This is a genomic window from Turicibacter sp. KK003, from assembly GCF_037014675.1.
Taxonomy (GTDB): Bacteria; Bacillota_I; Bacilli_A; order MOL361; family Turicibacteraceae; genus Turicibacter; species Turicibacter faecis.
Map to the genome: position 1 here is coordinate 1824475 of NZ_CP142738.1, position 25906 is coordinate 1850380.

At 38.0% G+C, this 25906-nt stretch carries 23 protein-coding genes; 6 read left to right on the forward strand and 17 right to left on the reverse strand.

The window, feature by feature from the left end:
- Nucleotides 1-10: 10 nt before the first annotated feature.
- The 3 genes from VXM77_RS08935 to pulA form a co-directional block, all read right to left on the reverse strand.
- Nucleotides 11-940 (reverse strand): HD domain-containing protein, encoded by a 930-nt coding sequence (locus tag VXM77_RS08935; protein WP_161831124.1) that lies wholly within the window; start codon nt 938-940, stop codon nt 11-13.
- Nucleotides 930-2411, reverse strand: a complete 1482-nt coding sequence (hemZ, locus tag VXM77_RS08940) for a coproporphyrinogen dehydrogenase HemZ (RefSeq protein ID WP_161831125.1) — start codon at nt 2409-2411, stop codon at nt 930-932. Before hemZ ends, VXM77_RS08935 begins: the two co-directional genes overlap by 11 nt.
- A gap of 113 nt (nt 2412-2524) precedes the next feature.
- Complete coding sequence (gene pulA / locus VXM77_RS08945; RefSeq protein WP_161831248.1) at nt 2525-4654, reverse strand: type I pullulanase; 2130 nt, start codon at nt 4652-4654, stop codon at nt 2525-2527.
- 730 nt (nt 4655-5384) lie between these two features.
- On the opposite strand from pulA, the gene VXM77_RS08950 reads away from it, so the two are divergent.
- Nucleotides 5385-6017, forward strand: a complete 633-nt coding sequence (locus VXM77_RS08950) for a DUF6198 family protein (RefSeq protein ID WP_161831126.1) — start codon at nt 5385-5387, stop codon at nt 6015-6017.
- Nucleotides 6018-6070: 53 nt separating this feature from the next.
- Here VXM77_RS08950 and VXM77_RS08955 read toward each other — a convergent pair whose 3' ends face one another.
- The gene (locus VXM77_RS08955; protein ID WP_161831127.1) at nt 6071-7834 is read right to left on the reverse strand and encodes a helicase-related protein; all 1764 of its coding nucleotides are present in this window, start codon (nt 7832-7834) and stop codon (nt 6071-6073) included.
- 212 nt (nt 7835-8046) lie between these two features.
- Between VXM77_RS08955 and VXM77_RS08960 the strand changes: the two genes are divergently transcribed.
- On the forward strand, nt 8047-9153 hold the full coding sequence (locus VXM77_RS08960) for a DEAD/DEAH box helicase (RefSeq protein WP_161831128.1): 1107 nt from the start codon (nt 8047-8049) through the stop codon (nt 9151-9153).
- Nucleotides 9154-9279: 126 nt separating this feature from the next.
- The gene (locus VXM77_RS08965; protein ID WP_161831129.1) at nt 9280-9705 is read left to right on the forward strand and encodes an Hsp20/alpha crystallin family protein; all 426 of its coding nucleotides are present in this window, start codon (nt 9280-9282) and stop codon (nt 9703-9705) included.
- A gap of 200 nt (nt 9706-9905) precedes the next feature.
- On the opposite strand, the gene VXM77_RS08970 is transcribed toward VXM77_RS08965, so the two are convergent.
- The 3 genes from VXM77_RS08970 to VXM77_RS08980 all read right to left on the reverse strand — a co-directional run bounded on the left by VXM77_RS08970 (nt 9906) and on the right by VXM77_RS08980 (nt 12665).
- On the reverse strand, nt 9906-10349 hold the full coding sequence (locus VXM77_RS08970) for a hypothetical protein (protein ID WP_161831130.1): 444 nt from the start codon (nt 10347-10349) through the stop codon (nt 9906-9908).
- 18 nt (nt 10350-10367) lie between these two features.
- Nucleotides 10368-11297: a cysteine synthase A gene (cysK, locus tag VXM77_RS08975; RefSeq protein ID WP_161831131.1), complete on the reverse strand. Its 930-nt coding sequence runs from the start codon at nt 11295-11297 to the stop codon at nt 10368-10370.
- Nucleotides 11298-11465: 168 nt separating this feature from the next.
- On the reverse strand, nt 11466-12665 hold the full coding sequence (locus tag VXM77_RS08980) for a M20 family metallopeptidase (protein ID WP_262953879.1): 1200 nt from the start codon (nt 12663-12665) through the stop codon (nt 11466-11468).
- Between the two features lie 614 nt (nt 12666-13279).
- Here VXM77_RS08980 and VXM77_RS08985 point away from each other — a divergent pair.
- Nucleotides 13280-14365 (forward strand): lysylphosphatidylglycerol synthase transmembrane domain-containing protein, encoded by a 1086-nt coding sequence (locus VXM77_RS08985; RefSeq protein WP_161831133.1) that lies wholly within the window; start codon nt 13280-13282, stop codon nt 14363-14365.
- A 26-nt stretch (nt 14366-14391) separates the two neighbouring features.
- On the opposite strand, the gene VXM77_RS08990 is transcribed toward VXM77_RS08985, so the two are convergent.
- The 7 genes from VXM77_RS08990 to VXM77_RS09020 form a co-directional block, all read right to left on the reverse strand.
- Nucleotides 14392-14817 (reverse strand): DUF2871 domain-containing protein, encoded by a 426-nt coding sequence (locus tag VXM77_RS08990; protein WP_237658877.1) that lies wholly within the window; start codon nt 14815-14817, stop codon nt 14392-14394.
- 83 nt (nt 14818-14900) lie between these two features.
- A complete protein-coding gene (locus VXM77_RS08995; RefSeq protein WP_161831134.1) occupies nt 14901-16244 on the reverse strand; it encodes an AMMECR1 domain-containing protein in 1344 nt (447 codons plus the stop codon).
- Nucleotides 16245-16381: 137 nt separating this feature from the next.
- Complete coding sequence (locus VXM77_RS09000; RefSeq protein WP_338506096.1) at nt 16382-16579, reverse strand: hypothetical protein; 198 nt, start codon at nt 16577-16579, stop codon at nt 16382-16384.
- A 410-nt stretch (nt 16580-16989) separates the two neighbouring features.
- The gene (locus tag VXM77_RS09005) at nt 16990-17442 is read right to left on the reverse strand and encodes a zinc ribbon domain-containing protein (protein WP_161831136.1); all 453 of its coding nucleotides are present in this window, start codon (nt 17440-17442) and stop codon (nt 16990-16992) included.
- Nucleotides 17443-17642: 200 nt separating this feature from the next.
- Nucleotides 17643-18305: a DUF6320 domain-containing protein gene (locus VXM77_RS09010; protein WP_161831137.1), complete on the reverse strand. Its 663-nt coding sequence runs from the start codon at nt 18303-18305 to the stop codon at nt 17643-17645.
- Nucleotides 18289-19584, reverse strand: a complete 1296-nt coding sequence (locus VXM77_RS09015; protein WP_161831138.1) for a hypothetical protein — start codon at nt 19582-19584, stop codon at nt 18289-18291. Before VXM77_RS09015 ends, VXM77_RS09010 begins: the two co-directional genes overlap by 17 nt.
- A 322-nt stretch (nt 19585-19906) precedes the next feature.
- Nucleotides 19907-22513 carry an ATP-dependent helicase gene (locus VXM77_RS09020; RefSeq protein ID WP_338506099.1) on the reverse strand — a complete coding sequence of 869 codons (2607 nt, stop codon included), beginning with the start codon at nt 22511-22513 and terminating at the stop codon, nt 19907-19909.
- Nucleotides 22514-22612: 99 nt separating this feature from the next.
- Here VXM77_RS09020 and VXM77_RS09025 point away from each other — a divergent pair, with 99 nt between their 5' ends.
- Complete coding sequence (locus VXM77_RS09025; RefSeq protein ID WP_161831140.1) at nt 22613-23152, forward strand: metal-dependent hydrolase; 540 nt, start codon at nt 22613-22615, stop codon at nt 23150-23152.
- A 40-nt stretch (nt 23153-23192) separates the two neighbouring features.
- Here the strand turns inward: VXM77_RS09025 and VXM77_RS09030 are convergent, their stop codons facing one another.
- Nucleotides 23193-23474 (reverse strand): nucleotide pyrophosphohydrolase, encoded by a 282-nt coding sequence (locus VXM77_RS09030; RefSeq protein ID WP_262950685.1) that lies wholly within the window; start codon nt 23472-23474, stop codon nt 23193-23195.
- 418 nt (nt 23475-23892) lie between these two features.
- Between VXM77_RS09030 and VXM77_RS09035 the strand changes: the two genes are divergently transcribed.
- Nucleotides 23893-24354 (forward strand): hypothetical protein, encoded by a 462-nt coding sequence (locus VXM77_RS09035; protein ID WP_161831142.1) that lies wholly within the window; start codon nt 23893-23895, stop codon nt 24352-24354.
- Nucleotides 24355-24488: 134 nt separating this feature from the next.
- On the opposite strand, the gene VXM77_RS09040 is transcribed toward VXM77_RS09035, so the two are convergent.
- Together VXM77_RS09040 and VXM77_RS09045 are read right to left on the reverse strand one after the other, a co-directional pair.
- Complete coding sequence (locus VXM77_RS09040) at nt 24489-24899, reverse strand: peptide deformylase (RefSeq protein ID WP_338506101.1); 411 nt, start codon at nt 24897-24899, stop codon at nt 24489-24491.
- Nucleotides 24900-24910: 11 nt separating this feature from the next.
- On the reverse strand, nt 24911-25786 hold the full coding sequence (locus VXM77_RS09045; protein WP_338506103.1) for a radical SAM/SPASM domain-containing protein: 876 nt from the start codon (nt 25784-25786) through the stop codon (nt 24911-24913).
- Nucleotides 25787-25906 lie beyond the last annotated feature (120 nt).

The window sequence follows — 25906 nt, forward strand, 5'->3', positions numbered from 1 at the left end:
AGTCATTTTTTTATTTATGGTGATAAAATCTTCGGTTATCTAACATCGGAATACGATCACTCATTTCTCCAGCGGCACAGTGCTGAAGCGCCATCGTCGCTGCCGTCATCTTAGCAGAGACAACATCTAAATAATGTAGTAATTCAGCTTCAATAATCATAGGTTCCTTAGGTGAACCCCATTCTAATTTCCCGTGATGAGCAATAACCATATGCTTTAAAAACAATACCTCTTCCCCTTGATAGCCTAACTCACGAGAAGCTTCGTCAATCATTGAAACCATCATATTAATATGTCCAACCATTAACCCCTCAAGCGTATACTCCGTCTTAACACACTTTTCATAGCTCATCTCAAATAATTTTCCAAGGTCATGCAAAATAATTCCAGCATAGAGCAAGTCACGATTTACAATCGGATAAAGCTCACAATAAGCTTCTCCCATTTTCAACATTTCAAAAACATGTTGAGCTAGTCCTGAGCGAAAGGCATGATGCATTCGGCTGGCTGCCGGATGCACATAAAATTCTTGTTCATATTTGTCTAAGAAGTATTGAAGAACCTCCTTATAATATCCCTCTTGCATTTGCCCCATAAACTGCCCCATATATTCCTTTAATGACTCAACTGTCATTGAAGAAGATTCGACGTAATCAGCGGGATCGACATCCCCCTCTACCACAGAAATGGATTCAATATTCCACTGCTTTTGAGCATTATAAAGTTGAACCAATCCTTTGACCGTCACAATTTGTCCTGCCGAAAAAGCTTCTAACTCACTCGGTTTCACACTCCACTTATTCGCAAAAATCGAACCACTCTTATCTACAAATTCAAATTTTAAATACGGTTTTTGTGCAGCCGTTCTTAGCGACTGAACAGACTTAATCATAACAGTTAATGTTGTATCCTCTTTTGCTTTTAAATCTTTAATTTGCATGTGTATCACCTATCTCCAAACTTTCAATGAGTGTCTCAATCTTCTTATCGGCATACGTTTGATAAGAATCAATATATGTTTTTAAATCTTTTGGATTATGAACAGAAGTCCCAATTAAATATTTACTTGATGCACCAACACCTAATCCTAAAATATTTTGTGCTTCTTCCATAATTAAAATATTATAAATACTCTCTTGTCCAACCTTAGAATATCCGATATTCTCCATGTTACCTGAAATATTTTTTTGTCGGTATAAATAATACGGAATATAGTGATTTTCTTTCGCAAAATCATACGTCATTTGACCCATGCGTTGTAACTCTTCTTTTGAAGCAGTCGTATAAAGTCCACGATTCTTCGTTATTTTCGAACGTCGTTTAAAGGCAAGCATATGAACCGTTAACGATTCAGGTTGTAACCGCTCTATTTCCCTTAAACTATAGGCAAGCTCTTCACATCCTTCGTTTGGAAGTCCCACAATAAGGTCCATGTTCACATTATCAAACCCATATTGCTTTGCCATCTCATATTTTTCAATGACATCCTCAACCGTATGATGACGGCCAATTTCATCTAACGTTCGCTGATGAAATGATTGCGGATTAATGCTAATTCGGTGAATTCCATACTGCTTTAATAACGCTAACTTCTCTGGTGTAATCGTATCTGGCCGTCCCGCTTCCACCGTAATTTCGCGCACCTCTGCTGCACTAGCTAAATTTTGATAAACCGTGAGGAGTAACGTTTCGAACTGTTCCTTCGTTAAGGTGGTGGCTGTTCCCCCACCGAAGTAAATAGAGGTAATTTTAATGCCTCTTTCTTTAACAAAGGACCCAACTATTTTAACTTCCTCTAGTAAGGCATCTAAAAACGGTTCAACCCATTTTTTAAACGGTTCATAAGCATACGCGGCAAACGTACAATACGCACAACGTGTTGGGCAAAATGGAATCCCAATATAAATACTAACTTCTTCATGGATGGTGTGTAAGTCAGGAATAACCTTTAATTGATGATTAGCCACTTCTAGTAACAAATCAATCTTCTCATCAGACACTAAATACTCCTCTTGCATATACTCCTTAATTTCAGTATCGCTATAGTTTCGTTTTTTCATCCCATGAACAAGCTTCGTAGGACGCATCCCATTTAACAATCCCCATGATTGAACTTTTCCTGTATGTTGTTGTAATAAAAGTAAATACACCGCTAGATACGCATATTTACGAATCTTAGTTTCCTGTTTTAAAACGACTTTTCTTTCAAGCGATTGTACCTTGCCATTTAACTCCCCCTGCACAAGGAGACGATCATTCTCCATCCGCTCAGAAAACTTAAACGTTAGATTTGGAGCCGATGATTGATTAATGGACGACGTTTCATAAAACGTCTGATTCAGTACTTGCATAGCGCTTAAAATAAGTTCATCTTCGATTCCCTCTACTTTAATATGGACAATATCCGTCATGATTTGCACTCCATTTCTGAATAAAAAATCCTTAGCAGTGCTAAGGATTTTTCACTATCTATTTTGACTTAAGCCCTATCATCATCTCAATGTCTTACCTTTTAAAAGCTGCATTATTTTACAAGAATCATCACACTTAAAGGCGGCATTTTCAAATCACCTGTTAGTAATTTAATGGGAGTAATCCCACTTTGATTTTCATCAGCAATCAACGTAAAATCAGAAGTAATGATAGGTATATTCACTTCATAATTTTGAGTGTTAAAGAATACCCGAATGTCGTTCCAACATCCGTAATCCTTCACATTTCTCAAATTATATTCTATCACAGAATTATGATGTTGAAAAATAGACAGATGTTTTTTTACAAGATAGGCGTTATGTAAACGGAAGGCACGATGTGCCCGACGAATTTTAATGTACCCTTTAACTAAATTCATACTTTTTTCATGCTGATACGCTTCATCCCATCGAATAGCATTAATTGAATCGGGTGAATTATAACTATTTTCAACCCCTTGCTTACTTCTAAAAAATTCTTGCCCACAATGAATAAATGGAATTCCTTGTGCTAAAATGACCATTGCAGTTGCTAATATCTGTCGTTTTTGCCAGGTTAGACTATCTTCATCACTATTTGATAGTTTCATTCGATCCCAAAGCGTATGATTGTCGTGACATTCGATATAATTAATACTTTGGGTCGGTTGATAAAACATATCTTCATTTAAACCCGAACTTCCTGATAGCAATCGTTTTCCATAGTTAGCAGAACCAAAATTCCCTAGTGCTAACCCTCGATCCTGATGATTAAACGTATGTCCCTTAATCGTATCGCGAAAAGCATCATTAAAATGAGCAATACGAGGTAATTTATAAGCATTAAACTTTGCCGCCTTTTGGGCTTGTGGTAACGGGGTATTCATATCCCAACCTTCACCGTATAATAAAATACTTGGGTCATATTCCTCACAAAATTGACTAATTTCATTCATCGTATCCACATCGAGAATCCCCATCAAATCAAATCGGAATCCATCCACGCCATATTCTTTTGTCCAAAACTTAATAGAATCCAAAATAAATTTACGTACCATTCGTCGCTCAGTGGCTAAATCATTCCCACATCCACTTCCATCGGACGGCATCCCTTGATAATCATAACGATAAAAATACGTAGGAACCATCGCATCAAATGGAAAAGTTCTTCGTTCATAAACATGATTATATACCACATCCATAATAACCCCAAATCCATTTTCATGCAAACAATTAATCATCGTTCGAAGTTCATTAATGCGAGTATACGGGTTATGAACATCTGAGGCATAACTCCCCTCTGGAACATTATATTGTGCAGGATTATAGCCCCAATTATAGGAATCTAGAGGATTTAGCTCATCGACACCTGAAAAATCAAAAATAGGTAGCAATTGAATATGCGTTACCCCAAGTTCTTTAAGATACGCAAGACCAAAGCGACGCCCAGTTTTTTCGTCCACGACTTCCTCTGTAAGTCCCAAAAATTTTCCACGTTGGTTCACGCGTGACGAGGGATCGATAGTAAAATCACGAATACTTAACTCATAAATAATGGCATCCGTCGGATGTTCCAATTTAGGACGAATAGCCTGATTTACTTTTACACACTTCGAGGGATCCACAACCACACTATACTCAGCATTGGCCGTTGAGGCAATAGCATAAGGATCAATGGCCTCTTGACGAATAAGATTATTTACAATCTCATAGCGATAGCGACAACCCTCCAAATCCTGATCAATCGTTAACTCCCATACCCCTCGAGGGCATCTTTTCATGCGTCTAAAATGAGTCACATCATCTTCATATAAAATGAGCTGTACTTGCGTCGCCGTAGGGGCCCATACCTTAAATTGAGTCCTTTCCTTTCGATAGGTAGGCCCTAGATCTTGACCTTCATAATAAAATCGTTTATCAAATTCAGCCGTTCTAGCAATGTATCCTAAAAATAGATAGTTGGTATTTTGATAAGTATCAATCACTTGATATTCAGTTCCGACTTTAACGAAACCTTTAATCGACAAAATATACTTAATCTCATTATAAAAATCACATTTTTCTTCGACCTTTAATTCGTAAGTTTCCGAGGTCTCTGTATCAATTAAATAAAATGGATCAATTTCTCCCCCATAGTAACTTTTAGGAACAAGTACCGTAATCTTATTATACTCATCTAAATAGCATGAAAATCTTCCTTGCATCGTTAACACTAAACATCCCTCCTTACACTCATTTTCATCTATATATAAACGGAAATTCCTTATATCTTTCCACCCTTCATCTAAAACGAGAAGCAAGAGCAATCTATCAAAAATAAATCTAGACCGTCCTCGATGAGTTAGTGGTCAAAATATTTTTCCGATAACACCGAATTTTAAACCCATGTATAAAGCGAAAGAAATTCCACCTCTCATGAAGCAACCTTAACTTTTGAATGAATCGAATAAAAAGACAAAGTACATCTAAAGCAATAAAAACTTCACCTTTAATAAAATCGCGCTCATTGTTACATTTAGATCAAGTCAAAACCGATGACTGCAACACATTAGAATTCTTTTAAAGATAAAAAATTTTGACTGATGAGCTATCCACCTTAAAGTGCTTCCACTTCTCTTATTTCATTTATTAAATTAAGTGTAGATAATGGACTTATTTATATATAGGAACGTGACAAAATTATTACCACTTCTTTAGTATGCGTGATTTTATTCCATCATAGACAACATCCTCTTATAAATATCCACTTTTTCCTATCTATTACATTATGTACCTATCATTCCATAATATTTTCAAAAAAATGGGACCTCTTTCATAATAAAGTGACAAAAAAACATATTTAAATTGACAACATCACATATTTTTTGTATGATGAATACAGTTACAATTGTAAGTGTTATCTAAAACGTGGGAACTATTTTAGGAGGATTATAAATGAGTAAATTTAACATTAAAAACTATGCTATTCGAATTGGTTTCTTTTTAGTTGGATGCTTCATCATTCAATTAGGGGTTGCTTTCTTTATTAAATCAAGCACTGGGGTTGATTCGTTCACCATCTTTATGCAAGGATTATCAAATTTATTAAATATCACAGTAGGACAAGCGAACATCCTTGTCATGGGAACTGTATTCATTGGAATGCTTATCTTCACACGTGAATATATCCGTCTCGGAACATTTTTAGCAGTTATTACAGCAGGACCTTTCCTCGATTTAATTAACTTAGCTTTAGAAAACGTTGGAATTGCAGCCTTACCTTTAATCGTTCGTTTATTGATTGTCGCTATTAGCTGCGTCGTTATTTCAATCGGATTCTCAATCTTAAAATCAGCTAATTTAAGTGTTGCTCCAACCGATCAATTACCACTTATCATTGTTGATAAATCAAACTGGCAATATAAATGGGTTCGTATTACAATGGACGTTATTTGTATCGTTGTTGGGTTTACATTAGGTGGAGCTTTAGGTTTAGGAACTATTATTACAACACTCTTAATTGGACCTTGTATCCAATACTTCTTGCCAATCATTGAGAAAAAGGCCACACAAATCATTCCAAACTAATTTAATCAGGCGATTGAAAAAAGCAACATGACCGGTGTTGCTTTTTTTTTGCCTTAAAGACGCCACAAGAGATAGTTCAATTTTTTACTGATTTTAGAACGTTCTCGGTACACCCAATTTATATCAAAATCTAAATGGAACGCCTTGGAAAAAGAATAATAGAGGTTAACTTCTTGATAATGTGTTTCTAATACCTCTAAGTCCTCGGCATGCAGTCGTGGTTTAGTAATTTCTCGATTATCATTCATAAAGTACTCCTCAATATAAATCAACAATAAATGGAGCAACTCTGGCTGCATTACATTAATCGGTAATTTCATAATTTTCCATTGAGCCCATTGTGATAACTTGTACCGCTTAATTTGCCCTAGGACATATAAATAACCCTCGATATCCATCTGCTTATAATGCTCTAAGTTTCGATAATGCTCCTCCCAAATCATAAGCTTTTCAATGAGTGGGATTCCTTGGATTTCAAGCATCGATTCGTGTGGACCAATAACAGCCTGATTAATCACCTCATCTTTACATTTCAACTTTTCCTCAACAAAAGAAAGATTTTCATCAATTGCTGCTACATACCCAATATCATAAATTCCCTTTCGCCCTGCACGTCCCGCGATTTGTTTAACCTCCTGCGAAGTCAACTCCCGAACCTTTTCCCCATCAAACTTCTTAACACTTACGAACACAATCCTTCTAATTGGTAAGTTAACTCCCATCCCAATTGCATCCGTCGAAATTAACAACTCACTTTCTCCCTCAATAAATGACTGATATTGAACACGCCGAACCTCTGGGGGAAGATCACCGTAAATAATACTCGTCTTATATCCTCGGTCTTGATAATATCTTGATAACTCAAGCACTTTTTTCTTTGAGAAAGCAATGAGCGCATCTCCCTTTTCGGGTCTATTTAGCTGATAAGGCATCGATTCAAATTGTAGCGGCACATTTCGTGTATACTCAAGACATTGGTATTCATCTCCGCATTCTGTTATCATCTGAATAAGTAAAGACTTTGCATTAAGTGCCCCACACAAATGAATCTCTGGACTTAAGATTCCTAAAATAGCACGAGTCCACGAAGAACCCCGAACACTATCTTGAATTAATTGAACCTCATCAATAACCGCAACGTCATACTCTAACTCTAAATCTAGTTTTTCTATTGTACAACTAATATGTTGCGCCCCATCAACAATCACTTCTTCCTCACCTGTTAATAAATGACAAGGAACTCCATCTTGATTCATCTTCTCATAATTTTCAAGAGCTAAGAGTCGAAGAGGCGCCAAATAAATGCCGTTTTTTCCTTTCTCTAATGCCTTCATCGCCTGATACGTTTTCCCTGTATTCGTTTCTCCTAAATGCAAATAAAATTTTCGTTTCATCTGACGTGCTCGCGGATATTCATCCTTAGGGTGAGTCGGCAATTTAGCATGGTGAGGAGCATGCATTAACTCAGGTAAATAGTGACTAAGTAAAATGGATAACACTCCTGTTTGAATATACTCTTCCTCAAACCCTTCAATAACTTCCTCTAATTGATATTCTGTTTCATTCTCTTCATTGTATAAAGTCAAAATCTGTTTCGATGTTTCTTTAAGTTGTAACAAATAAGCTTCATACAAATTTCGTTCATTCATCTCCTCTAATTGGTCAAATAAATAAAGAATAATTTTCATTTTTTTACGTAAAATATTTTCCTTATTTAATAAACCTCCCATTGATTTTGTCTTATCATTTAATGTTAACTGATTAAGGTGCGCCTTAAGTTTTTTAATTTCTTTATCAATTCCCTGTATTTTCTTCATAAGACACCTCTTTCACCCTATGTCATCAGATGGATTGTGGTTTAAGGTTTCTACTATATAATATGTTCAAAGGCTAAATAATATCAGTGCTTTCAAGCAAAAAAGGAGAACAATCGGCATCATCTCATCCTGTCTTTATTTATCTTTTTATGTATTTTACGTCAGTCTGTGGTATCATTAATTGAATCTATTTAACGAAAGGTCTGTCATTTATGAATTTTAAATCATTAGGAATGAGTGAACCCCTCGTTCAAATTCTAAAAAAATCAGGAATTAAAACACCAACAGCTATTCAACAAGAATGTATTCCATTAATTATCGCTGATAAAGATGTGATTGCCCAAGCCCAAACAGGAACCGGGAAAACATTAGCTTTCCTACTCCCGCTATTTGAAAGAATTTCGCCAGAATCTACTAAAACGGAGGCTTTAATTATTACTCCTACACGTGAATTAGCCTTGCAAATTACTGAACAAGCCGAACAACTAGCAAAAGCAAAAAAACTCAATGTCCTTGCCGCATACGGAGGAAGAAACATTGGTTCCCAACTTAATAAATTGAAAAAAAATATCCATTTAATTATCGCAACGCCGGGACGGCTCCTCGACCACTTAGAGCGAAAGACCATTGATTTAAATCATGTTAAAACCGTGGTCATTGATGAGGCGGATCAAATGTTACTGATGGGATTTAAAAATGAGGTAGATCAAATTTTAAGAGCGACCCCGCGTAACCGTCAAACGCTTTGTTTCTCAGCAACAATGGCTCCTAATGTTAAAAAGCTAGCTTACTACTATACCTATTCTCCGGTTGTCGTAAACATTGAGCCTAAAAAAGTGACGCTTGATACTATCCGCCAAGAAGTCGTCGAAACGACTGATCGACAAAAATTTGATCGGCTGGCTCAAGCGCTCCAAGAAGATAACCCCTTTTTAGCTATCATCTTCGTGCGGACCAAACGACGTGCCAATGAGCTCTTTGCGAAAATGAAAAAACAAAAATTTAATGTTCAAGTCATTCATAGTGATATTGCCCAAAATAAACGGGAACGAATTTTAAAATCATTTCGTGAGGCTGATTTACAGTATCTCATTGCAACTGATGTTGCATCCCGTGGATTAGATATTTCTGGTGTCACACACATTTATAACTACGATGTCCCTGAAACACCAGAAACTTATATTCATCGAATTGGGAGAACAGGGCGCGCGGGTGAAGACGGATATACTTGCATGTTCGTCGCCCCAAAGGATAACTTAGAATTCAACATGATTGAGCGAAAATTACGCCGCAACTTACCACGACGAACATTTAAATAACCAAAAGGAGTCACCCGAATGGGAGACTCCTTTCTTTATTTAATTTTAAAAAATCTCTCACCAATAACGCCCAACCGCATACGCTAATGTTGTATAGTCTGAATTTTGAAACAGGAGGTTATTAACATGTCTAATTTACCAACTGACAGAAATAATAACTCTGTCACTCCTTTTAACTTTTTTAATTTATTTGACCAGCTTGAAAATATGGTCATTAATTCTTTTCAATCGGCGCTTGCCCCAATCAATAACACCGCATTTGAAGATAAGGGAAACGAATACGTCTTCACACTCACACTTAAAAATCTAAAACGAGAAGACATTCAATTAAATGTTGAAAACCAACAACTCATTTTAACCATTCATCAATCATTAAATACGACGGAAGATTCTTTTCAATCTTATCAAAGTCAGTCCTTTAGCCAAGCTTTTAGTCTTTACGACGTCGATGTTGATCAAATTACTGCCACGTTAAAAGACGATACACTCACCATTATTTTACCTAAACTAGAAACGGTGGTCCTCAATCGTCGTACCATTGATATTAAATAACGAAGGGTGGCTTCGATACCAATCGGAGAGATTCTTGCACACTAGCCTTTTCAGAGGAATATCAATTCAAAAGTAAAGACCTGGCGCGTAATCGACACCGAAAAAAAAGCTGATGTTTGTTGACATCAGCTTTTTTCAACGATAAAAAAATAAATTTTTTCTAAAATTATATTGATTTATGTTAGCAAGTTTTTATATTCCTATTTATCCGTGAAATACGATTGTAACTCACGGGCGTCATGCGGTGGAATTTCAAAATGTATCTGAAAGCCAATGACCTTTAACGTCACATACCGGCTATCCTCGTAGTATAACAAATCACACCTATGATTTTCTTTAGATGACAGACCATCATGGCCGAATTTTACCGTCTCTTCCTGATTGAATGAGAACGTTCCGAGAAGCGTTAATCCTTTTGGTAACGTGGCGACCTTCCACTGATCTAACTGTAAGCTTCCAATAAAGTGAACAATTTCAACTTCTTGAGATAAACGTTTAACAACCGTTGATTCGTCTGCCTTTAAAACAACAATCTCCTGAGCTTTCCAATTTTCCTCTTCATTTATTGAGGAATCTAAATTTCCATTGTGACACCCATAAAGAGGAATTGTCGCAAGGCTTAAAGCAACTAGCAATCGTTTCATAACACGCATCCCCTTACTTTAATGATAAACCCCCATTGATAAATAACGCTCTCCACTATCAGGGCAAATCACAACGATTCGCTTTCCGCGATTCTCTTCTCGTTTCGCTAATTGACAGGCGGCAAAAACGGCTGCCCCAGAAGAAATACCGACTAACAATCCCTCTAAGCGTGCCAATTGACGCATCATAGTTAAGGCATCCTCATCAGATACAGCTATCACCTCATCCAAAATGTCTGTATTTAAAACAGGGGGAACAAAGCCAGCCCCTATTCCCTGAATTCGGTGTGGCCCTGCTTCTTTTCCCGATAAAACGGCAGACCCTAGCGGTTCGACCCCAACCACTTGAATATCTTTGCGATACATTTTTAACACTTCTCCGACACCGCTCAAAGTCCCTCCGGTTCCAATCCCCGCGACAAAAATATCCATCTCACCATCAACGTCATCCCAAATTTCTACCGCTGTCGTTACCTTATGAATCGCTGGATTCGCTGGATTATCAAATTGCCCCAATGTGACACCACCAGGTGTGCTTCTACATAATTCCTGAGCCTTATCAATTGCTCCTGTCATGCCCTTAGCACCATCCGTTAAAACAAGTTGAGCGCCTAATGCCGTTAATAAATTTCGTCGTTCAACACTCATCGTTTCCGGCATCACTAATATAAGTTTATACCCACAGACTGCTGACACAAAGGCAAGCCCAATCCCTGTATTCCCACTCGTTGGTTCAATAATCGTCGAATCCTTTGTCAATATTCCCCTAGTTTCAGCATCCTTAATCATAGCGTAAGCCACGCGATCTTTAATACTTCCTAATGGATTAAAATATTCTAACTTCACCACAACATCTGCCTGCAACCCTTCCTCATGCGCAAGCCCATTTAACCTTAACAACGGTGTATTTCCAATTAAATCTACCAATTGATTTGCAATATATGCCATAGGATACGCCCCCTCATCTATTAAGCATCCATAAAAAATAACTTCCTCACTAAAAATCATATTCATTCTTCCCTATTAATAGTCATTTTTCTAAATTGACTGTTTAACAACAATCCGTTGACTAAAGTCAAAAAGGGTGGAACCTACAATCTTCCACCCGTTCTCTTGTTACCGTAGATTTTGTTTTACTTTAGAAAAATCGTCTTTAATCTCTTTTAACGTGTCTGGCTCCATTAATAAGCGCACTGCAATTCGTGATAAAATAATGGCGCCGTCCCTAATTGCCTGGTCGGCCTGTTGACTATGAGCCGCCGCCTTAAATGCCTCGGTATGAAGTGTCACCGGTTCATCACATATCTTGATCGTCGGATGAATCGTCGGCACAACCTGACTTACATTTCCGGCATCCGTCGAGCCAATACTTTTACAATTTTTCGTTTTCACCTCTAAGTTTAATCGGCGGGCCTCTTCTACAAACAATTTCTCATAACTTGGAATAATTAACATTTGCTTAACACAATTGAGTGATTCATCATAGGAGAACGTACATCCCGTCGCAAGTGCTGCTCCCTCACCAATTTTAATGACCTTATCTTTATACGTTTCGCATAACTCAAAATAAGGAGCTCGGATATAAAAACTCGCCTGCGTATGAGCAGGAATAATATTAGCAGCCTCTCCCCCATCAGTAATGACCCCATGAATCAAAACGCCTTTCGGCAATTGTTGTCTCATGGCATTAATACCATTATAAAATAAAATCATGGCGTCTAATGCATTAATCCCCTTTTCCGGTGCGGCCGCTGCATGAGAGGCTCGCCCAAAAAACTCAAAATTAATTTTTCGAATGGCGAGAGTGGGCTGTGTTGGCGCTGTTGTATGAAAGGGATGAATCATCATACAGGCATCAACCTTGTCAAAAAGATGCTCACGAACGTAGCTCTCCTTAGCACTACCATGAGGCCCCCCCTCTTCAGCTGGCGTTCCGTATACAATCAAGCGCCCTCCAAGTTCATCCATCACTGATGCCGTCGCAAGTGCTGCTCCTAAACTCATCATTGCAATCACATTATGCCCACATGCATGGCCTATTTTTTTCAAGGCATCATACTCCATTAAAATCCCAATGGATGGGCCCTCCTTATGGCTATCTTTTATAGCTATAAAGCCGGTTGGGTGAGTCGCAATGTCAATCTTAATCTCAAACCCCGCCTCTTTTAAGGCGTGTGTTAATTGCGAACATGCAAACCGCTCTTCATTCCCTATTTCGGGGTGTTCATGAAGTTGATGACTCAGGGTCACATACTTCTCCTTATTTTGTTGAACATGGTTAGCCACCTGCGTTAAATAATCCTCAATCTGACTCATATCAAAAATCTCCTTCTTCAATCTTTAGGTGTTATTAAATTACGTCTAAACAAAAAATCGGTAACGGTAGCCACCTAGATGGAAACAAAAATCCCCATCTTCTTTTCAACCGTTTGACCCTCTAAAAGTCTCAATTCTCTTATCATCTAGCATTAAATCCACTTCATCGTGTAGATTTCTAAGTGAAAGAATCCGAAACCGTTTATCTACCTTTCATCAATTGTCCTAACCAGCTCGGATTTAAAAACGGGGGTAGATTGACGTGTTTTTAAAAAGATTTAGAAAATCTTGAGAATTTTAAAAGCTAAATATTAAGATTTATCTCATATACTAAAAGTAAATCGGGCCCTTCCGTATTTTTTACTTTTCTCGTTATAATATGGTCATTTCCAATCTATTTCATTTATCAATAATATCTACCAAATTTTCGAAAGTCGCTCCCTTACGAAATGAAGATAGATATGCTATAATACTTCATGAAGTTTGACGAAAAAGAAAAAAATTACGAGTGAACGGGTAAAACACTAACTTTTTTACCATAATGAAAGAAAATAGCTTTTTTTATATGGATAGCTAACAATTATTTAACTTTTATCAAAAGAGGTGATGCACGTATGAACAGCAAATTAAAACAATTACTAAGCCTACTCTTTATGGCCTGCTTAATTATCCTAACGGGATACTTTATCCTTAAGGATCAATCAATGGCAACGCTTTTAGAAACCATTGAAAGTGTCAACCCTCTTTATCTACTACTTGGACTTTTTATGATGTTTACGTTTGTGAGCTGTGAGGCCTTTAATACCTTCTCTATTTTGCGAGCACTTGGACAAAAAATTTCTTATCTTAAATGTCTTGGCTTTGCCTTCGTTGGCTTTTACTTTAGCTCAATTACCCCGTCTGCCTCAGGGGGCCAACCCGCTCAAATGTTTTATATGAATAAAGCGAATATTCACCTCTCATATTCATCCCTTAATTTGCTCATTATCACTGCCGTTTACCAAGTGGTCATGATGATTTATGCGTTCATCGTCTTTTTATTTAACCAACAATTTATTTTAGAAAATTTAAGCGGTATTAAATACTTTTTAATGTTTAGCGTCTGTATGAACACGCTTCTTACCGCAGGTATTTTATTAGCGATGTTCTCAAAAAAATTCATTTATAAATTAATTAATGGGGTCACTGGAATACTGAGCAGGTTACATTTAATTAAAAATGTTGAAAAGAAACGAGAAAAATTAGAGGCCATGGTGAAGGAATACACCAAAGGTGCAGATTATATCAAAACACAGCCTCTATTATTATTACGTGTGATTCTAACAACAACTGTTCAATTAACGGCAAGTTATTTAATTCCTTACTTTGTCTATAAGGCTTTTCATCTCGAAGGATTTAGCCTCTTTCAAATTATTTCGGTTCAATCGCTCGTCTCTTTAGCGGTTTCCTCTATTCCGTTACCCGGATCGGTTGGTGCCTCAGAAAATGCATTTATGAGTGCGTTCAAGCTACTCTTCACGACACATCTCATCTTACCAGCGATGCTTTTATGTCGAGGAATCAGCTTCTATTCCTTTTTAATTATTAGTGGAATCATTTCAATGATTGTCCATTTAACTTTTACTAAAAACAAAAAAATACCCAGGATGCCATCCCCCGATCAACAATCAACTCCCTGGCAATTAAAAAAGACGTATTAGGGCAATTTGCCCATACGTCTTTTTTGTTACGCCTTTGATGAAATGGCACCCTTTAAATTGAAGAAAAATAACACGATTCCAACCCCAAGTAAAATATGTCCTACTCCTGCCATTCCAGAAACAGAGGCATCTACTGCACGTGAAAGCTCGCCACCTTGCGTTTGCAACCATCCACGAACTGCCATCATCACAGAACTCACGATTAAGCCTATATTGTACGTCCATAAAAAACCATTAAATAATTTTTGTTGGCTTAGTTTGAAAATTGACTCTAATGCTAATACAATTAAGAAAAATAGCATTCCTAACACAAATAAATGGGTATGTAAAAGCGATAAGTTTGTTGCCTCCGTATAACCAATTCCCCTTGTATACTCACGATAAAAGACACCTGATAAAAGGGCAATCAACGTATACGTAAATGAAAGATTCCATAATTTCTTGATCATCATTCCATCCACTCCTCTTCAAATGTTTCCCCCATTTTAGCCCAATTATTCCCCTCTGTCAAATAATAGGCCCTAAAAGAAGGGGCTTATTCCTCATAATGAATGACTTCAAACCGTTCAATGGTCATCTGTTCACTAAAGGGAATCCCCGCTTGCCCACAGGCGAGCAAAAGTTGATCCCTACTAGATTGATAGGTACCGTCCTTTGGTAATATAACTCCCTGATGATCCCCCTTACTGACCTTAATTCCATAAAAAGTAGGATTAAGGTCCTCGGCAGTCACAACCTGCGGATTTAACGCTAAATCAATGGTCACTTTAAGTTGTGAAAGTTCACCTTCCGTCATTGACGTTTCTAATGTGCGGATGAAAGAGAGGGTATGATGCATGATTTCAGTTGCTACACAATCCGTACAAGGTTGTACATCTCCAAATCGTCCAAGTAAAGTCCCTTCTTTATAAAACGAAACAAAGACACCATGGCGATGAATGATCATCATTTCAGGAATAGCCGCCTTACTTAACAAGGTTTTCGTCCCGCTCATATAATCTTCCATACATTTTCTCGCTAATGAAACATAAGGATTATTCCCCCTTAGTAATTCCCCACCTTTCACTTCACCTGACCTTCCAATGTATTTATACGCCTTGGTCCCCGGACCAAGAGCAGTTAAAGAAAGGACGCCATATCCAACACCAAATGGATTTTGGTAAGCATAAAGTTCTCCCCCTATTCGTTTTCCATCTAACGTTCCAAGTAAAATCTTCATTAAGGAAACGACGTCCTCGTTTTGTTGAAACTCGATCTCTTCACTTAAATCAAATAGCGAAAGTGGTTGTTTAGATGTCATTAGGTTTAAAAATGTCTGATCAAATGAGACCGCATGCGTAGCAGAGGGCCCTTGTGATAAATTAGAGCTGATAATCACCGCCACGGGTTCTTGCGATAAATGGGCTACCTCCTGTAGATGCATGCCAAATAAATAGAGGGTCCGGTCATCAAAGACAGGACAAGTCATCGGAACTAATTGATAATCTTCAACATATTTTTGGATAAATGAAAGTGGAATAAGCACTTTCTCATCTAACTGGCATTCCTCTGTTGCCTTTATTAAAACGGGTAATCCGTCCCTCATCGCCAACTCTTGCAGTTTTTGAATAAAATCTTCATTTAGTTTCCCATGAATCTCCATAGATTCTGATGCGAAATCATTAAAATTCCCATTAAATCGATCGCCACCGTAAAGACCAAAATAGGGCTTATCCTTCGGGGCCGCCACCAATATGATAATGGTTTTAACGGATAAGTCTTTCAACTCCTGGGCAATCTGGTGGCAAGCTAGACTCACTTGATATAGTTTTAAGCTTTCACCCTTTCCAATCTCAGGAATTAACATCAGTGGATGGGGCATTAAGTAATATCCTTTCAAAGGTACACCTCATTTCTTTCGTCCACCCCTATCGGCAGACAAAATATCTCTAATAGTTTATACGCTTTTTAAACGGATATCCCTCATTGGCAAACAAAAAAACGTCGGCAGTTCCCGACGCTTTTTTGTATCCACCTTTATTTTTGTTTAAACATGAAGGCCCCCACGCCGTAAACGATAGCCCCGACGACTAACCAAAGTAAAAAATCTAAACCAAGATTTAGTTCCTGCGATGGGTCGATGATTTGGTTCACCCTTAAGACATATAAGACCCCTTTATCTAAAAGATAAGTCACGACAAACCAGATGAATCCATAGACAAGTGATTTCTCCATTCTTCCTACCCCTCCTATTTCTATTAGAATCCAACTCAAGTACACGTCTTTTTCATCGCCCAATCCAACGGTTTGATTTAGCTAATTTCGGTGTACCTCCATCCATTAAATGGCGAGCATGATAGGATCCTGCAACTCTAGCTAATCGTTTCGCCACCGTTACAAAAACAGCTAGAATAACTCCACCCCTCGCTCTTTATTGGAATATAATACTATTTATACAAATCCTTCGTTTCATTTCAACCTTTTTTTACATTTTAGTTAAAAATATTATTTATTTCTATTATTTTCATTACTTTACATCTCATCAAACTCTAGTTACCGATAGTCCGTTCACCGGTTAGCCCCTACATCTTTTCATAAAAAAAGGGGATTTCCGGCGTTCATCCGCGTCAATCCTCCACACTTTATTAAAGTAATTTCCCACACTTCATACATGTCGTCGCACTTGATCCATTCTCCATCCCACAGTCTGGGCAAATCGTTGAGACACCTGTTTCACGATCATCGCTTAATTTATTACCACATGTCGGGCAAAACATTGAAGATAGTGCAACCTCTGTTTGACAGCGACGACACTTTTTAATTCCTCTAATTTCATCAACCATCACCTGATATCGATCCATCGTTTGTAAGCAACCTCCGATCGCTTGAAAAATATCTAAATACACAGCATCGGCAGTTTCCTTATTCATTTGATAATATAACTGTCCGAGTTTCATATATAGCTTATTTAACTTCTTTTCCTCCTCCGTCATCTGTGAATTGATACGTGATATTTCCGCCAAATCTTTCGTCTTCTTTACAGCATCCTGTCCCGTTTGGGAAAACTTCCTTCCGATTCCCTCAAAAAATGCATTCATTCCTTCTCCCCCTAGTCCATTAGATTGATGATATCACCTCATTATATTCAGTCACCAATCAAACTATAACTAGCTCCGCTCCACCTTTTATCCTAATCAATCGTAAACGGCTGTTGACCCGTGGTAAAAGAAGAGCGTGAGGCATCCAATCGACAAAAAAGGTAACCAGAAGTTAAAACTTCCAGTTACCTTTTACAACGTTAATAATGAAACTTTTTCTTAAGTTCATGAATCATTTGACGGTCAGCAAAAAAGAAGAGGCCGACGCACGTTAAAATCGTATAGTAACTTCCAAACACGGCAAACTGGTGTAAAACAATAAATCTAAAATATATTAAAACTAATAGGATGACACCAATGAACCCTAAAATTAATTGATAAATCACAAGATTCGTAAATTGCTTTGAATTAAATGCAATCGTCCCGGTAATAACCGTTGTTCCAACTGCTAACGTCAATGGGAGAATAAGCTCTAACGCCCATCCCTGATAACCGAAAAAGACATCAATCATAAGAGCAATACTTGAAATCCCGACGACTTGCATTAACAAGTTCGGACCAATATTTTTCCGCACTCTCACCCCTAAAATAGCACTACTTGTTAAATAAATCGTAATAACCGAAATAATGGCCACCAGACTCCACTCTACATGATGGAAAACGCCGCTCATTAAAGAAAAAAAGATCACGACAATCGCTGCAAAAATCAAAAGTTTTCGTAAGGAATAGCGGCGACGTTTAGCAAAACGTTCAGGATAATCACGGCGTGTGTCGTTAGTCACGGACTCTAGTTCTTGTCCGCAAAGGGGACAAAAATGGAGTTGATTTTGAATGTTCATCTGACATTTAATACAGTATTTCATGATTAAACTCCTCATTACATGAAATGGTAGGCTCCATTCCGTATTTTTTTAAAAATCTAAAGAAGAATCGTTGAACATCCACCTCTTCTAAAGCGGAAGTGAACGTGACAGTCAATTGATCTTGATACGAAATGACGCCACATCGAATAGGTTGGTGAGGGGTCAACGGAATAAGGACGCGAACTTGTTCAACATAAGGCTGCACTTCATCTGCGAACTCAATTCTCCCTAAATTAGATACTGTGGTCGTCACGCCCTTATCTGCCTCCCGATAAATATGACGCATCACCATATTTTTAATCAATAAGGGCACGAAACGAATCATCATATTTTTTTGTGCACTGACATTATCCTTTATTTTACGTCGAATCACATCCAATTGTTTCCCATCCTTTAACTGCCGATCGACTTGTTTTAATAACTCCTCAAACGTCATATCTGCGGTTGGTTGAATTTTCACATCCACATTGAAAAAAAAGTTACGTAACGTCTGAGAATCAAAGTGTAGTCGTAAATCAAACGGAACGGTCACAATAATCGGTGATTGATCTTGATTAAATCGATAATTTGACTCATAAATGGCATAGATAAGCGCCGCACAAATAAAGGAAGACACGCTCACTTGATGCGCTTTGGCAACCTTAATCACCTGCTGAGTCGATAGTGTCCCATGAATAACCTTTAACTCTTGGGGACGTTTTTTTATCCCTCTTATTTTATAAGCAACGGTGGTTTGAGGAATCACCTTCCCCTTCGCTTCACTTTTCACCTTTAAAAAACTATCCTCATCCATCGCTGGTAAAGAGACTTGTTGTTGTCCAAGATGAAGCGGGGCAAACGATTGCGTGGGATACCGATTTTTTAAATAGTAGTAAACAACGACCTTTAAAAACTGAGTAGCAGCCGCCCCGTCCGCCAAGGCATGAAAAATCTCTAAATGAATAAAGGTTTCATAGTACGTCACATTGAACAAGTAATTATTATTAGTAAACTTGGTCAATTTAGAACAAGGATAGGTATATTCCTTTCGAACTTTAGGACGTTGATCATTCATATCAAAATAAGACCAAAATAATCCGTGCCGTAAACGAACGCGGAATGAAGGCATTTCTACAAGCGCCTGTTTTAATGCGGCTACCAAAGGTTCCGGTTGAATCGTCTCTTTCATCTGAACCGAAATTCGAAAAACATTTGTCGCCCTCGCATTTGAAACAAGGGCATATAATTTAGCCACGTTATCTAATTTACTCCAATAAAAAGTTTGAAAATTTTCATTCATACTTAACCTCCCCTCTTCTTTTATCTTAGCGCCGTCAAAATAGAATCAGTGCCTCCTAAAAAACATGTGCGTTCCCGTTGCATCACGTCCTCTTAATCTTCACAGCCCCATCGGTTATTCGGCCCTTTCAACACGCACGAATAATTATCCCTGCTCATGAGTCGTTCCATCTAGGGCTTTTATAAACTAATCATACACGATTTAAAAGGTGAAAGCTAGGAAGAAAACTTTCTTTTTAATCCCCTGGAAAAAGGACAGGGGGAAGAAAAGGTGTCAAATTTAAAGCCACCTAAGCCTACCCTTTACATCTACAATGGTGTAGCTAACGATTATTCATCTGACCTTCAGCCATTGTATATAAATAATCAATAAATGGACTACGCTCTTTCTCCCTCTTTGATGTGCTATGCTCCTTTACGTGGCGCGTCAATAGTAACGTCTTTTTCGCTCGCGTCATTGCCACATAAAAAAGCCGGCACTCTTCCTCTTGATTCGTTCCTTGAAAATCAAGCGGAAACATTCCCTTATTCAAAAATGGAATAATGACGTGATCAAATTCCAATCCTTTTGATTGATGAACCGTGATCACCGCTAGTTTATTTTGATCTTTCATCACACGATCTAGCTCACTGCTCGATAACGAAAGTTGCTCAAGCAAACGCATCCAAACTTCCCACATGAATAAGCCATTATCCCTTTTCAGCGTTGCACGATAAAACGCCTCAACAAAGGCGATGAATTCCTCAAATTTTGCCTGTTCAACGGTTTCATTTTCAACCTTATCTTCTTCTACGTGTTTAAAGCGTTCTTTCAATGTTAACAACACAGCCATTGGCGTTTTTGTTTCAATGAGCGCATAAAATTCGTGCAATTGTTCGATGACCGGATTTAATTTTTCTTGATAATAAGCCATCACATTCTTTCGCTTTTCATGTGCCTGCATCAACCGAGGCATACTTTTTAACAAAACATCCTTTGTTGCTAAAATATCATCCATTGCATTGTGAGTCGGTTCGTGATCAACACCAATAAAGTCACTCACCGTATCTAACTTATGATTAACTAAGTTCGGATAAAGTCGACGAACGATATCTAGCGTGTCGTAAACCCCAATCATTCCCTCAAAAATAAGTCCGATGCGACCCATGTGTGAACGAACAATTTTCATATCATATCCCACATTATGACCAATGAGTAAGGCCCCCTGAATAAACTGTAAAAAGTCAGAAAAAACTGTGACTGCCTCTTCACCACGACATTCTAAAAATTCATCTGTAAACCCATGAACAAGTGCCGAATCTCCAACTGATTGATGAGGTTTAATAAACCGCTCAAATGTCTCAATGACGCGTCCATTTTGCAAGGCAATAGCGGCAATTTGAACGACTTCATCCCGTGTCACATCAAGTCCTGTCGATTCCACATCAAAGATAACTAAACGACCCTCCTCGTGAACTTTTTTTAATAGTCCGTAAGGCTCTCCCTCCTGATAAGCCTCTCGTCTAAAAAAGTCGGTAAGCCGTAAATCATATTCTTTATATCGCTTTAAATACGCTGGATGACTCATTTGATTCCAATCAATTGTTTCACCGAATAAAGGTAAAAAACGTTTGAGGGAAAGTTCATCGTATGGATTTAAATAAAATTTAATCACAGAGAGTAGGTCCTTTATATTTTTTCGCTTAAATAGTGTCAACTGATCCACCAAATAACACGCAATACCCTCGGCCTGCAAAAAGTTTGCCACTTCACTATTTTGACGATTACTCCGAGTCAAGATGACCGTATTAGCAAGTTCCTCCTGTCTTTGATACTTTAAATGATCAATAATAAAATTCATTTCCTCTTGTTTAGTCGCTGCCTCATAAAAAACTGGAGCAGTCCCCATCTCGTCGCTTGCGGATTCGATGCATTTAGGTGATAAATGACGATGAATAAGCCCTACCTGTTTCCCATTTTCTAAATAATTAGCACCGAGCATGACGAGCCGCTTCGTCGAACGATAATTCAACGATAATTCTAAACAAAGCGGAGAAAAATCCTCAATAATCTTTTGTCGAATAACGACAGGATTAGAGTCACGCCATTCATAAATCGTTTGATTAAAGTCACCAAACGCGCTAAAGTTCAACGAATGGGCAATCTTTTTAATTAAGTGATATTCAATTAAGCTTGTATCTTGCACCTCATCAACCACCACAACCGCGAATCGAGATTGCCAACGGGTTAAAATCTCCTTCTGCGATAAACACTCATCCGCATAAAGTAATAAATCATTAAAATCTAAAAATTGGTGGTGCCTTAAATAATGTTGGTATTCTAGATAAAGCCAACTTCCATACTGCGACAAGTAAGCAAGTGTCTCGCATCCTGCATCCGAATTTTTTAAACGGTACAATAATCGTAACGCCGCCTCGGATTGGTGAAACTCTTGGACAAGAGAGGAATCGAGTGGGCGACGCCCCATTTGATACACTTTGAGCGATTGAATATACTCAAACACGTGATCCATCAGAAGTCCCTCACGCCCCACCAAGCGTTTAATCACCTCTTTCGCATCCTCTTCATCAATCACAACAACGTCGGTCGATAACTTTCCAAGAGCTTTCGCCTCTTCCTTAATTAATTGATAGCAAAGACTATGAAACGTTTTAACAACAATTCCCTTGGATTTAACACCAATTACCTTTGTTAGGCGATCCTTTAATTCATGGCATGCCTTATTAGTAAATGTTAAACATAAAATTTGTGACGGTTGAATTCCCGCTTCAATAAATTTAGCGGTACGCAGTGCAATGACATTCGTTTTCCCTGTTCCCGCAGGTGCCATAACCAACAAAGACTGTTCTAACTCCTCTACAACCCTTCGCTGTGCTTGATTTAATTGTTTTAATGCCTGATCTAACCCATTTCGTCCATTCCCTTCCATAAATTAGATATAATAAAAACAAACATTTATTCGCATTTTACGGTATAATAAACTTAAACAACACTTTTGAATCGAAGACCCCAGAGGAGCAGACTAACTATGACAACAACGACGCATCAACGAGCGGGACTCGTCTTTGGAGTGGTAACTCAACAATATTTGATCGCCCATCTTTATTCACACGCCAATGCCGCTTCACAACTCTTTATAATTACCCTTTATTGCACAGCAACCATCATTGGTTCAACATTACCCGACATCGATTTAAAAAACTCCCAAATCGGGAGCTTATTCCCTGTTACGTCTACCTTTATCTCAACACACTTTAAACATCGGACCTTAACCCACAGTCTACTCTCTATTTTCTTGTTCCTACTTCTCCTTAGCTATGCGCCTTACCTCAATATTGGACAAGACTTCTACACGTTACTTATCACCGGGCTCCTCGTGGGACATAGCTCGCACATTTTTCTCGACCTCTTAACCACTCAAGGCGTGTGCCTTTTTTATCCGTGGAAAAAGAAGATACGGATCGCTAATTTTAAAACGGGCGCCAAAGGCGAAGGCGTGATTAACGGAATCCTCTTTTTAACTTTATTCACGTATCTTTTAATCAAATTAAGCCCCTATTATGAATAACAATCGCTTTGATAAAAAGCCGTTTCTTTAGAAACAGCCTTTATTTTTGAACCGGATACTTCATCGCATTTTTTTCTAACTTACTAAAAATAATCTCTTTAGCGTCTACTTCCAATACATCAACCATCTGTAAACAATAAATAAGCACGTCCGCTAATTCTTCACAGACATGTTCCTGATCAAACGAATGATCCCATTGAAAACACTCTAATAATTCCGCTGCTTCAATTGAAATCGATTTTGCCAAATTTTCCGGCGTGTGATACGGTTTCCATCCCCGTTCATCACGAAATTCCATAATTTTTTGCATCGTTTCTTTCATCTTGTAACCTCATTTCTACTTATGTATTATTTTACCATATATTTTAATAAACCATACATTCAAATCAAAAATTATTTCATTCCGTTCTCCTGCGGTCTCCGTCTTTTTTCTAAGGAAAACCATTGGGAGATAAACATCCATTGACAAACTCTCATCCGTCTTAACCTTTAAAACCCACCCCCGTATCCGAATTCCTTTTGCATGGATCCAAATCAATTAAACACGCCTCATTGAAGAAAAGGTTCTATTCATTAATTCCCCCCCAGAAAGTAAACGCCCCTCGAAAGTTTTTTGGATTTCCCTTGCTTTTATATCCAATTAATTCCATTCAACTTTTTCCATCCAAAACCCCCAAACACCTCAAAAGTAAAGCGCATACAATATAGTGTATTAACGATTAATAAATCAGGTGATGCTCTTGAAAAAAAGATTCCCCCTATGTCGAAAAATGCAGCGTGAATGGCACAAATTAGATTTAGCCTGTAAATCTGTTCTTCTCATCGGCATCCTCCTGTTAATTCAGTTAATTTGTGCTGTCTTCATTCCTGCACTAAGCTCTCAACCAACGATTAATGCCATTTTTCAAACGAGTCTATCGAGTATTTTTGGTTATATTTTAGGAATGAACATCCCAACCGGAACAAAATCATCTTCTGAAAAAACTTGTCCATGTGAAGAAAAAGAAAACACACACCACCTCTTAAAGGGTACCAATATCCATATTTTCTTTACAGCAGGTGTCTGTTTCATTTGTCTGATTACATTAACAATCTATACGATGATCGGTGGCGACGTTTACAACGATGGAATTTTTCAAATTGGTCACCTCGTCTCGACAACGATTGGCTTTTTGATTTCTAGTTCATCAAAAAGCCCCTGAAGAAGCTCTCATTAAGAGAGCTTTTTTTATTCATCTCCAAGCAAAAAGACACCATTAAGGTGCCTTTTTGTTATTTCGAGCATGAGGGTTATCCTCGCCATTTAGCCCATCAGTAAGAAGACGAACACTTCTACTTAAATAATAATTCCATTGCAATGATCGATTTCGTGTTGAATAATTTGAGCAACGAAGCCTGTAAAAGTCCCACGGTGTTTAACAAAATTTCGATCCGTATACTCAACCTCAATCTCCTCATACCTTACCGCCTCGCGTACACCGGTTAGTGATAAACACCCTTCTGTTGTTACATAGCGTTTTTTCTTTTTCACGATGACCGGATTCATCATCACAACAATCATTTCCCCAACAGCAAATGCAATGATGCGCTTCTGTACACCAATCATATTAGCCGCCATTCCAACACAGCCATCTAAGTTGGCCCGTAAAGTATCCACTAAATCATTAGCAGCAGCTAAATCGGCTTTCGTTGCCACTACCGATTTCTTCGATAAAAAATTAACATCTTTCATAATCGGACGAATCATCTTATCACTCCTTAATATCGTTGGGCATACCCACACCGCTTACATAACTCTTCAACTGCTTTTCGTTGCGAGAACCCCTCATATAGATTAACCGCGCGTTCACTTGCTAAAATCTCACGCAACGGCGTTTGATGAATATTTCCAAGCGGAATATTTCCCTCACTATCTAAACAACACGGAACCACCGTCCCATCCGCCTGAATCGCCAAATGATCCCGTAAGCCATAACAAAATAACCGCTCACTAATCACCTCACGATTTAGCGTCGGCCATGCAAACTTTTCCGCCATATGAATAAACACGCGATCCTTAATCTTAACCTGATGCGTCTGTTGTAATCGCTCGCTTAAACTAAAATCTAACTCAAAAACATCCTCAATCAAACGTAAAATATCAGTATTCAACGTATTTTTAGCCTTTAACTCTTCCGCATCCATATTCCATAATCGAAGATTACAATAAAGAGGACGTTCAGACTGTGCCTCCTTAATAAAACGGGCAATGTTTAATAAATAATCCTTTAACGTCCCTGTTTGTTCATTCGCTTCAAACGAATGAATAGAAAAGTTTATTTGTCTTAAAGCTGGGGACTTTATCAAAATTGGGGCCACCTTTTGAATAAGAACACCATTGGTCGTAAGATTGACTTGCATGCCGGATTCATGACTCAATTGTAAAAAACGCTCAAGCCTCGGATTTAAGAAGGGCTCCCCTAATAAATGAAAATATAAATAATCGGTATACGGCTTTACTTCCTTTAAAATATGAATAAAGTCTGTTTCATTCATCATGCGCCCACCACGACCGAGCATAGCACTTGGACAAAAATCACACTTTAAATTACACTGATTCGTAATCTCAATATAGACTCGTTTAAACCTTGGCATCGTCTCACCCTCCTAGTCATTATCAACGAATAGATCTCTCCTATTTTAACACGATTCTACATTATAAAACAAAAAAAGAACCGAATAAAATGAGGATTCCCGCTTTCTCCCTCCCCTATT

Excerpts from the sequence above, each read along its gene's own strand:
- VXM77_RS08935 (WP_161831124.1), bottom strand. The coding sequence starts at position 940 with ATGCAAATTAAAGATTTAAAAGCAAAAGAGGATACAACATTAACTGTT.
- hemZ (WP_161831125.1), bottom strand. The coding sequence starts at position 2,411 with ATGACGGATATTGTCCATATTAAAGTAGAGGGAATCGAAGATGAACTT.
- pulA (WP_161831248.1), bottom strand. The coding sequence starts at position 4,654 with ATGCAAGGAAGATTTTCATGCTATTTAGATGAGTATAATAAGATTACG.
- VXM77_RS08950 (WP_161831126.1), top strand. The coding sequence starts at position 5,385 with ATGAGTAAATTTAACATTAAAAACTATGCTATTCGAATTGGTTTCTTT.
- VXM77_RS08955 (WP_161831127.1), bottom strand. The coding sequence starts at position 7,834 with ATGAAGAAAATACAGGGAATTGATAAAGAAATTAAAAAACTTAAGGCG.
- VXM77_RS08960 (WP_161831128.1), top strand. The coding sequence starts at position 8,047 with ATGAATTTTAAATCATTAGGAATGAGTGAACCCCTCGTTCAAATTCTA.
- VXM77_RS08965 (WP_161831129.1), top strand. The coding sequence starts at position 9,280 with ATGTCTAATTTACCAACTGACAGAAATAATAACTCTGTCACTCCTTTT.
- VXM77_RS08970 (WP_161831130.1), bottom strand. The coding sequence starts at position 10,349 with ATGAAACGATTGCTAGTTGCTTTAAGCCTTGCGACAATTCCTCTTTAT.
- cysK (WP_161831131.1), bottom strand. The coding sequence starts at position 11,297 with ATGGCATATATTGCAAATCAATTGGTAGATTTAATTGGAAATACACCG.
- VXM77_RS08980 (WP_262953879.1), bottom strand. The coding sequence starts at position 12,665 with ATGAGTCAGATTGAGGATTATTTAACGCAGGTGGCTAACCATGTTCAA.
- VXM77_RS08985 (WP_161831133.1), top strand. The coding sequence starts at position 13,280 with ATGAACAGCAAATTAAAACAATTACTAAGCCTACTCTTTATGGCCTGC.
- VXM77_RS08990 (WP_237658877.1), bottom strand. The coding sequence starts at position 14,817 with ATGATGATCAAGAAATTATGGAATCTTTCATTTACGTATACGTTGATT.
- VXM77_RS09000 (WP_338506096.1), bottom strand. The coding sequence starts at position 16,579 with ATGGAGAAATCACTTGTCTATGGATTCATCTGGTTTGTCGTGACTTAT.
- VXM77_RS09005 (WP_161831136.1), bottom strand. The coding sequence starts at position 17,442 with ATGAATGCATTTTTTGAGGGAATCGGAAGGAAGTTTTCCCAAACGGGA.
- VXM77_RS09010 (WP_161831137.1), bottom strand. The coding sequence starts at position 18,305 with ATGAAATACTGTATTAAATGTCAGATGAACATTCAAAATCAACTCCAT.
- VXM77_RS09015 (WP_161831138.1), bottom strand. The coding sequence starts at position 19,584 with ATGAATGAAAATTTTCAAACTTTTTATTGGAGTAAATTAGATAACGTG.
- VXM77_RS09020 (WP_338506099.1), bottom strand. The coding sequence starts at position 22,513 with ATGGAAGGGAATGGACGAAATGGGTTAGATCAGGCATTAAAACAATTA.
- VXM77_RS09025 (WP_161831140.1), top strand. The coding sequence starts at position 22,613 with ATGACAACAACGACGCATCAACGAGCGGGACTCGTCTTTGGAGTGGTA.
- VXM77_RS09030 (WP_262950685.1), bottom strand. The coding sequence starts at position 23,474 with ATGAAAGAAACGATGCAAAAAATTATGGAATTTCGTGATGAACGGGGA.
- VXM77_RS09040 (WP_338506101.1), bottom strand. The coding sequence starts at position 24,899 with ATGATTCGTCCGATTATGAAAGATGTTAATTTTTTATCGAAGAAATCG.
- VXM77_RS09045 (WP_338506103.1), bottom strand. The coding sequence starts at position 25,786 with ATGCCAAGGTTTAAACGAGTCTATATTGAGATTACGAATCAGTGTAAT.